Origin of the sequence: Streptomyces sp. NPDC057280 (assembly GCF_042668605.1) — a bacterium.
Taxonomy (GTDB): Bacteria; Actinomycetota; Actinomycetes; order Streptomycetales; family Streptomycetaceae; genus Streptomyces.
This window is the reverse complement of the sequence record NZ_JBHUYR010000003.1, coordinates 225,326-238,937: the sequence shown is the minus strand read 5'-3', so window position 1 is coordinate 238,937 and position 13,612 is coordinate 225,326. Positions and strand designations below refer to the sequence as shown.

11 protein-coding genes and 1 pseudogene are annotated in these 13,612 nt (G+C 70.8%); 5 read left to right on the top strand and 7 right to left on the bottom strand.

Features of this window, described 5'->3' with window-relative positions; genetic code table 11:
- Window positions 1-57 precede the first annotated feature (57 nt).
- The 6 genes and pseudogenes from ACFUO4_RS19560 to ACFUO4_RS19535 all read right to left on the bottom strand — a co-directional run.
- A pseudogene (locus ACFUO4_RS19560) lies at window positions 58-726 on the bottom strand (NADH-quinone oxidoreductase subunit J); the annotation flags it as partial.
- The gene (locus tag ACFUO4_RS19555; protein ID WP_079312065.1) at window positions 723-1,295 is read right to left on the bottom strand and encodes an NADH-quinone oxidoreductase subunit I; all 573 of its coding nucleotides are present in this window, start codon (window positions 1,293-1,295) and stop codon (window positions 723-725) included. The gene ACFUO4_RS19555 and the pseudogene ACFUO4_RS19560, both read right to left, overlap by 4 nt.
- Before the next feature lie 2 nt (window positions 1,296-1,297).
- Complete coding sequence (locus ACFUO4_RS19550; RefSeq protein WP_383486300.1) at window positions 1,298-2,266, bottom strand: NADH-quinone oxidoreductase subunit H; 969 nt, start codon at window positions 2,264-2,266, stop codon at window positions 1,298-1,300.
- Window positions 2,263-3,867, bottom strand: a complete 1,605-nt coding sequence (locus ACFUO4_RS19545) for an NADH-quinone oxidoreductase subunit C (protein ID WP_383486297.1) — start codon at window positions 3,865-3,867, stop codon at window positions 2,263-2,265. Before ACFUO4_RS19545 ends, ACFUO4_RS19550 begins: the two co-directional genes overlap by 4 nt.
- Window positions 3,864-4,529 (bottom strand): NADH-quinone oxidoreductase subunit B, encoded by a 666-nt coding sequence (locus tag ACFUO4_RS19540; protein WP_383486294.1) that lies wholly within the window; start codon window positions 4,527-4,529, stop codon window positions 3,864-3,866. Before ACFUO4_RS19540 ends, ACFUO4_RS19545 begins: the two co-directional genes overlap by 4 nt.
- A complete protein-coding gene (locus ACFUO4_RS19535; RefSeq protein WP_059192949.1) occupies window positions 4,520-4,924 on the bottom strand; it encodes an NADH-quinone oxidoreductase subunit A in 405 nt (134 codons plus the stop codon). Before ACFUO4_RS19535 ends, ACFUO4_RS19540 begins: the two co-directional genes overlap by 10 nt.
- A gap of 205 nt (window positions 4,925-5,129) precedes the next feature.
- Between ACFUO4_RS19535 and ACFUO4_RS19530 the strand changes: the two genes are divergently transcribed.
- Both ACFUO4_RS19530 and ACFUO4_RS19525 read left to right on the top strand, forming a co-directional pair.
- Window positions 5,130-6,353, top strand: coding sequence for a sensor histidine kinase (locus tag ACFUO4_RS19530; RefSeq protein WP_383486291.1), 1,224 nt, complete (start codon window positions 5,130-5,132; stop codon window positions 6,351-6,353).
- Window positions 6,354-6,503: 150 nt separating this feature from the next.
- Window positions 6,504-7,841: a sensor histidine kinase gene (locus tag ACFUO4_RS19525; protein ID WP_383486289.1), complete on the top strand. Its 1,338-nt coding sequence runs from the start codon at window positions 6,504-6,506 to the stop codon at window positions 7,839-7,841.
- Between the two features lie 461 nt (window positions 7,842-8,302).
- Here ACFUO4_RS19525 and ACFUO4_RS19520 read toward each other — a convergent pair whose 3' ends face one another.
- Window positions 8,303-9,406, bottom strand: a complete 1,104-nt coding sequence (locus tag ACFUO4_RS19520) for a zinc-binding alcohol dehydrogenase family protein (protein WP_383486286.1) — start codon at window positions 9,404-9,406, stop codon at window positions 8,303-8,305.
- 249 nt (window positions 9,407-9,655) lie between these two features.
- Here ACFUO4_RS19520 and ACFUO4_RS19515 point away from each other — a divergent pair, with 249 nt between their 5' ends.
- From ACFUO4_RS19515 to ACFUO4_RS19505, 3 genes are all read left to right on the top strand, one after another.
- Complete coding sequence (locus ACFUO4_RS19515) at window positions 9,656-10,315, top strand: response regulator transcription factor (RefSeq protein ID WP_281200199.1); 660 nt, start codon at window positions 9,656-9,658, stop codon at window positions 10,313-10,315.
- A gap of 265 nt (window positions 10,316-10,580) precedes the next feature.
- A complete protein-coding gene (locus ACFUO4_RS19510) occupies window positions 10,581-12,509 on the top strand; it encodes a 2-oxoacid:acceptor oxidoreductase subunit alpha (protein WP_383486283.1) in 1,929 nt (642 codons plus the stop codon).
- Complete coding sequence (locus ACFUO4_RS19505) at window positions 12,502-13,581, top strand: 2-oxoacid:ferredoxin oxidoreductase subunit beta (RefSeq protein ID WP_383486280.1); 1,080 nt, start codon at window positions 12,502-12,504, stop codon at window positions 13,579-13,581. Before ACFUO4_RS19510 ends, ACFUO4_RS19505 begins: the two co-directional genes overlap by 8 nt.
- Window positions 13,582-13,612 lie beyond the last annotated feature (31 nt).

Below are 13,612 nucleotides of genomic sequence, written 5' to 3'. Positions count from 1 at the left end.
CATGGATCCCGTAGATGCGGTGGATCCAGTACCTGTGGTGGGCCCGGTGGCTGCGGTCGATCCGGTGGCTGCGGTAGCTCGAGTTCCCGTGACCGGCTCTTTTCGCCGGATCGGGTGATTGCGGGAATCCGGGACGGATGGGGAACCACCGGACACGGGCCGGGAGTTCACAGGGGGCGAGGCCGACTCCGCCTTCGCCTTGCGGGACAGGACGATCGCGCCGACCAGCGCCGCGAGGAGCAGGACGGAGAGCGCCTCGAAGGGGAGCACCCAGTTCTGGAAGAGGCTCGCTCCGGTGGCCTCCGTCGAGCCGGCGGCGGGGCCGTCCAGATCGATCCAGGTCGCGCGGAAGGCGTCGACGACGACCCAGATCAGGGCGGCGGCCGAAGCGACGGCGACGGTCAGGGCGGCCCAGCGGTTGCCTGAGTCGGCGTCCGGGGAGCGGCCGATGGGGGCCTTGGTGAGCATCAGACCGAAGAGGAGGAGCACGACGACGGAACCGACGTAGATGAGGACCTGCACCCAGGCGATGAACTCGGCCGTGAGAAGGAGGTATTCGACGGCGAGACCCCCGAGGGCCACCACCAGCCACAGGGCGGCGTGCACCAGCTGCCGGGTGGTGACGGTGACGAGGGCGGCGCCGAACGTCACCAGTCCGACGAGGAGGAAGGCGATCTCCACACCGGTCGGGGAGAGGAAGCCGTGCGTTTCGGCGGCGAGGCTCACGACTCTCCCTCCTGCTGTTCCGCCTGGGCAGCCAGCTTCTCGGCGGTCTTGCGGGCGGCGGCGATCTCCTTCGGCTCCTCGGCGGCGGGGTCGAGGGCCGGCGGGGCCGGGACGGTCCACATCCACTCGCGGAGCTTGTCGCGTTCGTGGGTGAGGTCGCGGATGTCGGTCTCGGCGTACTCGAACTCCGGGGACCAGAACAGGGCGTCGAAAGGACAGACCTCGATGCAGATACCGCAGTACATGCACAGGGAGAAGTCGATGGCGAAGCGGTCGAGGACGTTGCGGCTGCGCTCGCGGCCACCGGGGGCGGCGGGCGGGACCGTCTCCTTGTGGGAGTCGATGTAGATGCACCAGTCCGGGCACTCCCGGGCGCAGAGCATGCAGACCGTGCAGTTCTCCTCGAACAGGCCGATGACGCCGCGGGTGCGGGGCGGGAGGTCGGGCTGGACGTCGGGGTACTGCTCGGTGACGGTCTTCTTCGTCATCGTGCGGAGGGTGACGGCCAGGCCCTTGGCGAGGCCACTGCCAGGAATGCGGGGCCGGGTGGGCGGGAGAGGCTCAGCCATGGTTACTGGATCACCACCTTGACGATGCCGGTGAGGGCGATCTGGGCGAGAGAAAGGGGGACGAGGAGGGTCCAGGAGAACTTCTGGAGCTGGTCCTCGCGGAGCCGGGGGTAGGTCACGCGGAGCCAGATCACGATGAAGGCGAGGACGGCCGTCTTCAGGAGGGTCCACACCCAGCCGAGGCCGTCGGCGCCCCAGGGGCCGTGCCAGCCACCCAGGAAGAGGACGGTGGTCAGGCCGCACAGGACGATGATCCCGGCGTACTCGGCGAGGAGGAACAGAGCGAAGCGGAGGCCGGTGTACTCCGTGTACGCCCCGAAGATGATCTCCGAGTCGGCGACGGGCATGTCGAACGGCGGGCGCTGGAGTTCGGCGAGGCCGGCGACGAAGAAGACGATCGCGCCGACGATCTGCCAGGGCAGCCACCACCACTCGAAGGCGTCGACGATGCCGGGGAGGGAGACCGTGCCGGCCGCCATGGCGACGGAGGCGGCGGTCAGCAGCATCGGGAGTTCGTAGGCGAGGAGCTGAGCGGCGGTGCGGAGGCCGCCGAGGAGGGAGAACTTGTTGGCGGAGGCCCAGCCGGCCATGAGGGAGCCGAGGACGCCTACGCCCATGACGGCCAGGACGAAGAAGACGCCGGCGTCGATGACCTCGCCGACGGCGCCCTCGCCGGGGCCGATGGGGATGGCCAGGAGGACCAGGAGGTAGGGCAGGAGGGCTACGGCGGGGGCGAGTTGGAAGATGCGGCGGTCGGCGCCCGCGGGTACGACGTCTTCCTTCTGCGCGAACTTCACGCCGTCCGCGACGAGCTGGGCCCAGCCGTGGAAGCCACCGGCGTACATGGGGCCGAGGCGGCCCTGCATGTGTGCCATGACCTTGTGCTCGGTCTGGCCGACGATCAGGGGGAAGGTGAGGAAGACGACGAAGACGATCAGGAGTCGCAGGGCGACGTCGAGAGCGTCGTTCACTGCGGGCCTCCTGCGGGGTCTTCGGGGGTGTTGCGGGTGTTGCGGGCGTTGGGGGAGCTAGGGGCGTCAGCGGTGCTGGGAGTGTCGGGGACTTCGGTGGTCCCGGGAGACTCGGGGGCGCCGGAAGACGCGGGGTGGCCGGGAGGCTCGGAGTCATCGACGGGGGTGCCGCGTGTCTCCGGGGCTTCAGGCGCCGCTTCGGGGGCGGGGGGCTGATCGGCCTGAGCCTCGCGGCCTGGGCCCGGCTCGGATTCCGGGCGGGGCTCGGCCTGGGCCTCGGGGCGCGGTTCGGCCTCGGGCTCCGGCCGCTGCTCGGCGCCGGATTCCCGCCCGGTGTCCGTCCCAGGCTCCGCTTCCCTTCCGGTGTCGGACTCGGCATCCCGTCCGGATTCGGGTTCGTCGAAGGCTGGGCGGGCGTGATGCCACGGAGCGTCGGCGCTGCGGGGAGCGCGCGAGGTGGGCTTCGGGGGCGTGGCGGCCGGGGTCGGCGCGTCAACCTGCTCGTCGGCCGGGGTGGTGCCGGAGGGCATGGGGTCAGGTGCCGGGCGCTGGCTCGCGGAGCCTTCCGAGGCGCTGCGGGAGCGACGCGGGCCGGTGGTGGCGGAGCCAGTGCCAGGGGCGCCGGCGGCCGAGCCCTCGCTCGGAGTGGCGGCGCCGCCGTCCGCCGTCTGGCTCGCCGAGCCTTGGGCAGCCGAACGCGACCGACGCGGACCGGCAGCCGGAGCACCCGGCACCGCCGAGGTCCCAGCCCCCTCCACCTGACTCGCCGAACCCTCGGCCGCCGAACGGGAGCGGCGCGGACCGGCAGCCGGAGCACCCGGCACCGCCGAAGTCTCCGCCCCCTCCACCTGACTCGCCGAACCCTCGGCCGCCGAACGGGAGCGGCGCGGACCGGCAGTCGGAGTGGTCGGGGGGGCTACCCCCTCCACCTGGCTTGCCGAACCCTCTGATGCCGTGCGGGTTCGGCGGATGGGGCGGTCGGTTGTTGCCCTCGGGGCTGTTGGGCGGGTGGGGCGGGTTGGGGCAGGGGGGAGTTGGCCCTTTTGGGGGCCCCAGTCGTTGGGGTCGGGGACGCCTGGGGGGAGCATCTGGCGGCGCTTGGGGCCGCCGTGGTCGGACTCGCCCGGTTCCTTCGCGCCGGGCCAGGCCTTGGCGACGCGGGCGGCCAGGACGAAGTCCTTGCGGAGGGGGTGGCCTTCGAAGGTTTCCGGGAGGAGGAGGTGGTCCAGGGCCGGGTGGCCCTCGAAGACGACGCCGAACATTTCGTGCGTCTCGCGTTCGTGCCAGGCCGCGCCGGCGAAGACGTGGACGGCGGTCGGCAGGGTCGGGGCGTCGTGCGGGACCGTCGTGCGCAGGAGGAGGCGGCGGACCGGGGAGAGGGCGGCGAGGTGGGCGGCGACGCGGAAGCCGGTGCCGGGTTCGTCGACGGCGCTGAGCCAGTCGAAGTAGGTGCAGCCCAGTTCGTCGCGGGCCGTCTGGAGGGCGGTGGTCCAGGAGGCAGGGGGGACGTCGACGGTGAGGACGTCGTAGGACTCCTCGGCGGTGGCGTCGGAGCCGAAGAGGTCCTCGGTGGGGGCGGGCAGCCAGCCGGTCGTGGTCATCGTTCCTCCCCCGGGGCGGGAGAGGGGGCCTTCAGCAGGTCGCTCTGGAGGGCGGCCGGGGAGGGGCGGGCGCCGGTGCCGTTGCCGTAGCGCTCCCCCAGCGACTCGCGGGCGATCTTCTCCTGGAGCTTGAGGATGCCCTGGAGGAGGGCCTCGGGGCGGGGCGGGCAGCCGGGGACGTAGACGTCGACGGGGATGATCTGGTCGACGCCCTTGGTGACGGAGTAGGAGTCCCAGTACGGGCCGCCGCAGTTGGAGCAGGCGCCGAAGGAGATGACGTACTTGGGTTCCGGCATCTGTTCGTAGAGGCGCTTCACGGCGGGAGCCATCTTGTCCGTCACCGTGCCCGACACCACCATGAGGTCTGCCTGCCTCGGGCCCGGCGCGAAGGGGATCACGCCGAGGCGGATGAAGTCGTGGCGGGCCATCGACGCGGCGATGAACTCGATCGCGCAGCAGGCGAGGCCGAAGTTGAAGACCCAGAGCGAGTAGCGGCGGCCCCAGTTGAGGACCACCTTCATCGGCTCGGGGGCCAGGCGGGCGAGGGCGCCCAGGCGCTTGGGCTCCGGCAGCAGCACGGGCTCCGGCGGGGTCGGGCCGGGAGCCGCTTCAGCGGTCGCGTCAGGAAGCGATTCGGGAGTCACGTCCGGCGTCACGTCCATGTGAGGACGCCCTTCTTGTAGGCGTACAGCAGGCCCACGGCCAGGAAGCCGAGGAAGATGAACATCTCGACGAGGGTGGTGGCGCCGTATCCGGGGGCGGCGAAGATCGTGGCCCAGGGGAACAGGAAGATCGAGTCGACGGCGAAGATGACGTAGAGGAAGGCGTAGACGTAGTAGCGGACCTGGGTGTGGGCCCAGCCCTCGCCGACGGGGTCGACGCCGCACTCGTACGTCAGGAGTTTCTCGGGGGTGGGGACCACCGGGCGCAGCAGTCGTCCGGCGCCGAAGGCGACCGCGACGAACAGCACGCCGACGACGGCGAGCAGCCCGACGACGGAGTACGACTGGAAGTAGTCCGAGTAGTCCGACGCCACGACAGTGGTCGGTTCTCGCACGTCCGCCCCTCGCTCCCTGTGATCTACCTCGTTCGACGATCTGTACGCACGGGAGTCTAGGGCCTGCTAAAGAGCGCGTAAGCAGCCCGTCACTGCTTGAGATGCCTCTATGAGAGAGCAAGGGGGGCAGGGTGGGGTTTTCCCCCGGGCGGCGCGGCGGTCCACCTCATGGCGCCGCGGCGCGCCGCGCGGCACGCTAACCCATATGACCGAACGCCCCAGCCCTTCACCGGCCACGACCTACCGGGACGACGCCTTCGACGGCGGTCCCGAGCCCCTGCCGCCCGTCCGGTTCGCTTATGACGCGCACACCTGGAAGGAGATCGCGCATCTCCTGCTGAACCTTCCGGCGGCGTTGCTCGGGTTCGTGTATGTCACGACGGTGCTGTTCACCGGTTTCGGGATGACCGTGACGGTGGTCGGGTTCCCGTTGCTGGCGGCCGGGCTGATGGGGGCGCGGAAGCTGGGCGCGCTGGAGCGGTGGCGGGCCCGGGCGTTGCTGGGGGTGCGGATCGACGAGCCGAGTCCGCTGCCGCTGAAGTCCGGCAACGCGGGCTTCTTCCAGAAGCTGTGGATGATGCTGAAGGACCCGGTGGGCTGGCGGACGGTCCTGTACGACTTCATCCGGCTGCCCTGGGGGATCCTCACCTTCACCGTCACGCTGACCTCGCTGTTCGTGCTGTGGCCGGTGCTGCCCTACCTGGCGCGGGGGCTGACCAACGCCGACCGGGCGATGGTGCGGGGACTGCTGTCGCCGTCGGACGAGCTGGAGCGTCGTATCGCGGAACTGGAGTCCGACCGGGGGGTCGTGGTCGACACGGCCGCGGCGGATCTACGGCGGATCGAGCGCGACCTGCACGACGGGGCGCAGGCCCGGCTGGTCAACCTCGCCATGGGTCTCGGGCTGGCGAAGGAGAAGCTGCTGGAGGACCCGGAGTACGCGCAGGCGATGGTCGCGGAGGCGCACGGCGAGGTGAAGCTGGCGTTGCAGGAGCTGCGGGATCTGGCCCGCGGCATCCATCCGGCGGTGCTGACGGACCGGGGGCTGGACGCGGCGCTGTCGTCGGTGGCGTCGCGGTGCACGGTGCCGGTGAAGGTGACCGCCGACCTGGGCTCCCGGCCGGCCGCGGCGATCGAGGGCATCGCCTACTTCACCGTCTCCGAGCTGCTGCAGAACATCAGCAAGCACAGTGGGGCGAGGTCGGCGTCGGTGGAGGTGTGGCGGTCGGGCGACCGGTTGCTGATCCAGGTGTGGGACGACGGCCGGGGCGGCGCCCGGCTCGACGGCGGCACGGGTATGCGAGGGCTCGCGGAGCGGCTGGACGCCGTCGACGGATTGTTCGTCATCGACTCGCCGGTGGGCGGGCCCACGACGGTGACGGCGGAGCTGCCGTGGCGGGACCGGTCGCAGGACGCCGGTCGACGCTGAGGCGTCCGGCGGACACACCGGGGTAGGGAAAACCCCCCTTCCAAGACGCCGACGGCCTCCATGGTCCGCTGACCTGCGGTCGAGCAGGGTGGAGATACGACAGGCAACCGGTACGACACCCAGGCGCGGGACGAGAGAAGGACGACGTCGATGGCCACGGATTACGGACAGAGCTACGGGTTCCTCGAGGAGCCGCGGCGGCGTCGGCTGCCGGCCGGGCTGCGGGCGCCGTTCGAGGGGCGCACCTGGCGCGAGTTCGGATATGTGCTGCTCAGCCTGCCGGTCAGCATCCTGCTGTTCACGTACGGCGTCACGATGGTCTCGATCGGTGCCGGGCTGCTGGTGACGTTCCTCGGGGTTCCGGTGCTGGCGGCGGGGCTGGCCGGGTGCCGGGGGCTCGGGGCGATGGAGCGGGCGCGGGCGCGCGGGCTGCTGGGCCTGGAGGTCGCGGACCCGGAGCCGCTGCGGATGCGGGGGCACGGGTTCCTGGCGTGGATGGGGGCCGTGTTGAAGAACGGTGCCTCGTGGCGGGCACTGCTGTACGCGGTGATCCAGTTGCCGTGGTCGGTGTTCTCGTTCGTGGTCGCGGTGAACTTCTGGGCGTACGGGTGGGCACTGCTGACGTATCCGCTGTGGTTCTGGCTGTTCCCGGCGTACGGCGGGCAGGACGGGCTTCAGCTGTACGGCGACGAGACGCATCACATCTATCTCGACAACCCCTTCGAGATCGGCGTGACGGCGTTGGTGGGGCTGTTGTTCACGCTGGCCACGCCGTGGATCGTGCGGGCGCTGACCCAGGTCGACCGGGTGCTGGTGCACGGGCTGCTGGGGCCGTCGCGGCTGGCGACGCGAGTGGTGGAGCTGGAGTCGGACCGGGGGGTCGTGGTGGACACGGCGGCGGCGGACCTGCGGCGGATCGAGCGCGACCTGCACGACGGGGCGCAGGCCCGGCTGGTGGCGCTGGCGATGGATCTGGGGCTGGCGAAGGAGAAGCTCACGGAGGATCCGCAGGCGGCGGCGCGGATGGTGGACGAGGCGCACGGTGAGGTGAAGACGGCGTTGCAGGAGCTGCGGGATCTGGCGCGCGGGATTCATCCGGCGGTGCTGACGGACCGGGGGCTGGATGCGGCGCTGTCGGCGGTGGCGTCGCGGTGCACGGTGCCGGTGCAGGTGGAGGTGGACCTGGTGGAGCGGCCGGCGCCGGCGATCGAGGGGATCGCGTACTTCACGGTGTCGGAGCTGCTGCAGAACATCAGCAAGCACGCGCGGGCGACGTGGGCGGGCGTGGATGTGTGGCGGGTGGAGAACCGGCTGATGTTGCAGGTGGTGGACAACGGGGTGGGTGGCGCGAGTGCGTCCGGCGGGTCGGGGCTGGCGGGGTTGGCTGAGCGGCTCGATGCGGTGGACGGGATTCTGGTGGTGGATTCGCCGGTGGGGGGGCCTACGCGGATCACTGCGGAGTTGCCTTGGCGGGGGGAGCGGGGCTGAGGGGGTTCAGCCGGGGGGAGCGTGGCTGAGGGGGTTCAGGGCCGGAGGGACCGGGCCTGAGGGGGTTCAGGGCCGGGGGGGGGAGCGTGGCTCAGAGGGCTTAGGTCCGTGGGGGCCGGCGTGGGGCTCTTCTCGCCCCCGCCGCCCCTACCCGTCCCATCCTCCAGGGGCTGCCGCCCCTTCGACCCCGCGTCCCTGGGGGCTCCGCCCCCAGACCCCCGTCGGCCCAGAAAGGGCCTCGTCCTCAAACGCCGGACGGGCTGGATGACGCGGGCCGACGATGAAGGGGCGGCGGGCTGGATGACGCGGGCCGACGATGAAGGGGCGGCGGGCTGGATGACGCGGGCCCACGATGAAGAGGCGGCGGGCTGGATGACGCGGGCCCACGATGAAGAGGCGGCGGGCTGGATGTCGCGGAGCGGCGATGACGGCCGGACGTCAGTCTCGGGATGCGCCGACCCTCAGGACCGTCTTCCCCCCCTGTTCCGGCCCTCCCCCAGCAGGCGGTGGGCCTTCGCCGCGTCCGTCAGGTCGTGTTCCTCCGTGATGTCCAGCCGTACCGCTCCCTCGACCGCCAGGCTCAGTGCGTTCAGAGCGTGGGTGCGCAGGGTTTCGGGGGCTCGGCGGGCCAGGTCGCCGATGTTGTAGCCGGTCAGGGTGCGGTTGTTCTTCCAGAGGGGGAGGACCGGAAGGTGCAGGTCCGGGTGGCGGGCCGCCTCGCCGTAGACCGCGACCCGGCCGAAGGGGGCCAGCACGTCGAGGCTCGCCAGGCGGGTCGGGCCGCCCACCGGGTCCAGTACGACGTCGACGCCGCGTCCCGAGGTCGCCGCCGTCACCGCCGCCGGGAAGCCGTCCCGGACGAAGACCTCGTCGTAACCGAAGGCGTCGCGGGCGTACGCGGCCTTCTCCGGCGTGCTCACCGTGCCGTACACCGCCCGCGCTCCCAGCGCCCGGGCCAGCTGTGCCGCCACGCCCCCGACACCGCCCGCGGCGGCGTGGATCAGGACCGTGTCGCCGGGCGCGAGACGGGCCGCCCCGGCCAGTACGCCGTACGCCGTGGTCAGTACGAGCGCGGCGGCGCCGCCGGTGCGCAGGTCCAGGGCGTCGGGGAGCGGGAAGGCGAAGGCGGCGGGGACGACGACGTACTCGGCGTAGCCACCGCCGTCGGGGAGATACGCGGCGACCCGGTCCCCGACCGACAGGCCCACGGCCGCCCTCTCCCTCACCGGCACATCCGCAGCCGCCCTCTCCCCGACCGGCAGACCCGCGCCCCCAGCCGCCCCCTCCCCCACCGGCAGACCCGCGCCCCCAGCCGCCCCCTCCCCCACCGGCAGGCCCGCGCCCGGAGCCGCCCTCTCCCCCACCGCGGCCACCACCCCCGCCGCCTCCAGCCCCGTCACCGTCTGCCCCTCCGGCTCGCCAAAGTCTCCGAGGCGGTGCTGGATCTCCCCGTAGTTGACCCCGGCGTACGCGACGCGCAGGAGGATCTCGTCGGGGCCCGGGGTGGGGGTGGGGAGGTCGACGAGGTGCAGTACCTCCGGTCCGCCGGTCTTGTCGAACGCCATCGCCCGCACAGGGCCTCCCCCTCGCTCGCCGGGCGCCTCTCGCCCGTGACGAAGGCGCGAACCCTCCCCTGAGCTGCCTGCATTCCCCGCCCACCCGTCACCCTGGCACTTTTCACACCCCGTTCATCGGCCTCGAATCCCGTCGCTCCGGCACGAGTCGCTGGGAATACTGGAATGCTGGACTTTGCCTCGTCGGGGAGACGGGTGCGGAGTCGGGCTGTCGGGGGGCCGAGGATCGTGGAGGACAGGGTGCGGGTGGTCATCGCCGAGGATTCAGTGCTGCTCAGGGAGGGGCTGACCCGGCTGCTGACCGACCGTGGGCTTGATGTCGTCGCGGGGGTGGGGGACGGTGAGGCGCTGGTCAAGACCATCACCGAGCTCGATGCCCAGGGCGAGCTGCCGGACGTGGTGGTGGCGGATGTGCGGATGCCTCCCACCCACACCGACGAGGGGGTGCGGGCCGCCGTGCAGCTGCGCAAGGCCCATCCCCGGCTCGGGGTGCTCGTCCTGTCGCAGTACGTCGAGGAGCGGTACGCGACCGAACTTCTCGCCGGGTCCAGCCGTGGCGTCGGCTATCTGCTCAAGGACCGGGTAGCCGAGGTGCGTGAGTTCGTGGACGCGGTGGTACGGGTCGCCGAGGGCGGTACGGCGCTGGACCCGGAGGTCGTCGCGCAGCTGCTGGGGCGCAGCCGCAAGCAGGACGTGCTCGCGGGACTCACCCCGCGGGAGCGGGAGGTGCTGGGGCTGATGGCCGAGGGGCGGACCAATTCGGCGATCGCCCGGCAGCTGGTGGTGAGCGACGGGGCGGTCGAGAAGCACGTCAGCAATATTTTTCTGAAGCTGGGGCTGTCTCCCAGTGACGGGGATCACCGCCGGGTGCTCGCGGTCCTCACCTACCTGAACTCCTGATGAGCTGACACCGTGTCAGCCATATGGGTGTAGCGGTCAGCGAGGCCGGTACCGACGACAGAACCGAACGGGAGCACCGCGCGTCTTGTAGGGAAGCGCCGGGGGGCGAGTAAGTCATGACAAGTCAGGGCAACGGGGCGTCTCAAAATCGTGTCCATCATGCGATTGGCCACAGGAAGGCGACCCTTACGGACGTAGGGTTGATCCAGGGAAGGCCTGCGGGAAGGCCCGTCCCGGACAGCCGCCTCGAGGGAGGTCCAGTTCAGTGACCAGCCAGGTCAGTAGCCCAGCGGAGCAGGCCGACGAAGCCGTCGTGGGAGAGCAGCGCAAAGCAGCAGGGACGAAGGACGTCCGCCGCCTCGACCGGGTGATCATCCGCTTCGCGGGGGACTCGGGCGACGGCATGCAGCTCACCGGCGACCGCTTCACCTCCGAAACGGCCTCCTTCGGCAACGATCTGTCCACTCTCCCCAACTTCCCCGCCGAGATCCGGGCGCCTGCCGGAACGCTTCCGGGTGTCTCGTCCTTCCAGCTGCACTTCGCCGACCACGACATCCTCACCCCGGGTGACGCGCCGAACGTCCTGGTCGCGATGAATCCGGCGGCCCTGCGGGCCAACATCGGCGATCTGCCGCGCGGCGCCGAGATCATCGTCAACACCGACGAGTTCACCAAACGGGCGATGCAGAAGGTCGGGTACTCCGAGAGTCCCCTGGAGGACGGGTCGCTCGACGGGTACAGCCTCCACCCTGTACCGCTGACGACACTCACGGTGGAGGCACTCAAGGAATTCGACCTGTCCCGCAAAGAGGCCGAGCGCAGCAAGAACATGTTCGCGCTCGGCCTCTTGTCGTGGATGTACCACCGGCCCACCGAGGGCACGGAGCGGTTCCTGGCCTCGAAGTTCGCCAAGAAGCCCGAGATCATGAAGGCGAACCTCGCCGCCTTCCGCGCGGGCTGGAACTTCGGCGAGACGACCGAGGACTTCGCGGTCTCCTACGAGGTCGCCCCGGCGGCCACCGCCTTCCCTGTCGGCACCTACCGCAACATCTCCGGGAACCTGGCGCTGTCCTACGGGCTGATCACCGCGTCCCGCCAGGCGGACCTGCCGCTGTATCTGGGCTCGTACCCGATCACCCCGGCGTCCGACATCCTGCACGAGCTGAGCAAGCACAAGAACTTCGGTGTCCGCACCTTCCAGGCGGAGGACGAGATCGCCGGCATCGGCGCGGCGCTGGGTGCCGCGTTCGGCGGCAGCCTGGCGGTGACGACGACGAGTGGTCCGGGGGTGGCGCTGAAGTCGGAGACGATCGGTCTTGCGGTCTCCCTGGAACTGCCGTTGCTCGTCATCGACATCCAGCGCGGGGGTCCGTCCACCGGTCTGCCGACCAAGACCGAGCAGGCGGACCTGCTCCAGGCGATGTTCGGCCGCAACGGCGAGGCACCGGTCCCGATCGTCGCCCCCCGCACCCCGGCCGACTGCTTCGACGCGGCGCTGGAGGCGGCCCGGATCGCGCTGACCTACCGCACCCCGGTGATGCTCCTGTCGGACGGCTACCTGGCCAACGGCAGCGAACCCTGGCGCATCCCGGAACTCGACGAACTCCCGGACCTGACCGTGCAGTTCGCGCAGGGACCGAACCACACCCTGGACGACGGCACCGAGGTCTTCTGGCCGTACAAGCGCGACCCGCAGACCCTCGCCCGCCCCTGGGCGGTCCCGGGCACGCCCGGCCTGGAACACCGCATCGGCGGCATCGAGAAGCAGGACGGCACGGGGAACATCTCCTACGACCCCGCCAACCACGACTTCATGGTCCGCACCCGGCAGGCCAAGATCGACGGCATCGACGTACCCGACATCGAGGTCGACGACCCGCACGAGGCGCGCACCCTCGTCCTGGGCTGGGGATCGACGTACGGGCCCATCACCGCCGCCGTCCGCAGACTGCGCGCGGCCGGCGAGTCCATCGCCCAGGCCCACCTGCGCCACCTCAACCCCTTCCCGAAGAACCTCGGCACGGTTCTGCAGCGCTACGACAAGGTGGTGATCCCCGAGATGAACCTCGGGCAGCTCGCCACGCTGATCCGGGCGAAGTACCTGGTGGACGCCCACTCGTACAACCAGGTCAACGGAATGCCGTTCAAGGCCGAACAGCTCGCCACGGCTCTCAAGGAGGCCATCGATGGCTGAGACGTCCACGGAAGGCACGGGCACGATCGAGGCGCTTTCCCTCGTCCCCAAGGCCGAGGGACGCCAGGCGATGAAGGACTTCAAGTCCGACCAGGAGGTCCGCTGGTGCCCCGGCTGCGGGGACTACGCGATCCTCGCCGCCGTCCAGGGCTTCATGCCCGAACTCGGCCTGGCCAAGGAGAACATCGTCTTCGTCTCCGGCATCGGCTGCTCCTCCCGCTTCCCGTACTACATGAACACGTACGGCATGCACTCCATCCACGGCCGCGCCCCCGCCATCGCCACCGGACTGGCCACGTCCAGGCGGGACTTGAGCGTGTGGGTGGTCACGGGTGACGGCGACGCGCTGTCGATCGGCGGCAACCACCTCATCCACGCCCTGCGCCGCAACGTCAACCTCAAGATCCTCCTGTTCAACAACCGGATCTACGGCCTGACCAAGGGCCAGTACAGCCCGACGTCGGAAGTCGGCAAGATCACCAAGTCGACGCCGATGGGTTCGCTGGACGCCCCGTTCAACCCGGTGTCCCTGGCGCTCGGCGCGGAGGCGTCGTTCGTCGCCCGGACGGTGGACTCCGACCGCAAGCACCTCACGGAGGTGCTGCGCCAGGCCGCCGCCCACCCGGGCACGGCACTGATCGAGATCTACCAGAACTGCAACATCTTCAACGACGGCGCCTTCGAGGTCCTCAAGGACAAGCAGCAGGCGGAGGAGGCGGTGATCCGCCTCGAACACGGGCAGCCGATCCGCTTCGGCGCGGACGGCGCGAAGGGCGTCGTCCGGGACCGCCTGACGGGCGACCTGAAGGTGGTGGCGGTGACGCCCGAGAACGAGGCGGACGTCCTGGTGCACGACGCCCACGCGGCGTCCCCGACCACGGCTTTCGCCCTCTCCCGCCTGGCCGACCCCGACACCCTGCACCACACCCCCATCGGTGTGCTGCGGTCCGTGGACCGCCCGGTGTACGACACGCAGATGGCGGACCAGCTCGACACCGCGATCGAACAGAACGGCAAGGGGGATCTGGCGTCCCTGCTGGCGGGTGGGGACACCTGGACCGTGGTGGGCTGACGGCGTCCGGAGTTTCGGGGCCTGGGTGCGG

Excerpts from the sequence above, each read along its gene's own strand:
- ACFUO4_RS19555 (WP_079312065.1), bottom strand. The coding sequence starts at position 1,295 with ATGGCTGAGCCTCTCCCGCCCACCCGGCCCCGCATTCCTGGCAGTGGC.
- ACFUO4_RS19545 (WP_383486297.1), bottom strand. The coding sequence starts at position 3,867 with ATGACCACGACCGGCTGGCTGCCCGCCCCCACCGAGGACCTCTTCGGC.
- ACFUO4_RS19540 (WP_383486294.1), bottom strand. The coding sequence starts at position 4,529 with ATGGACGTGACGCCGGACGTGACTCCCGAATCGCTTCCTGACGCGACC.
- ACFUO4_RS19530 (WP_383486291.1), top strand. The coding sequence starts at position 5,130 with ATGACCGAACGCCCCAGCCCTTCACCGGCCACGACCTACCGGGACGAC.
- ACFUO4_RS19525 (WP_383486289.1), top strand. The coding sequence starts at position 6,504 with ATGGCCACGGATTACGGACAGAGCTACGGGTTCCTCGAGGAGCCGCGG.
- ACFUO4_RS19520 (WP_383486286.1), bottom strand. The coding sequence starts at position 9,406 with ATGGCGTTCGACAAGACCGGCGGACCGGAGGTACTGCACCTCGTCGAC.
- ACFUO4_RS19505 (WP_383486280.1), top strand. The coding sequence starts at position 12,502 with ATGGCTGAGACGTCCACGGAAGGCACGGGCACGATCGAGGCGCTTTCC.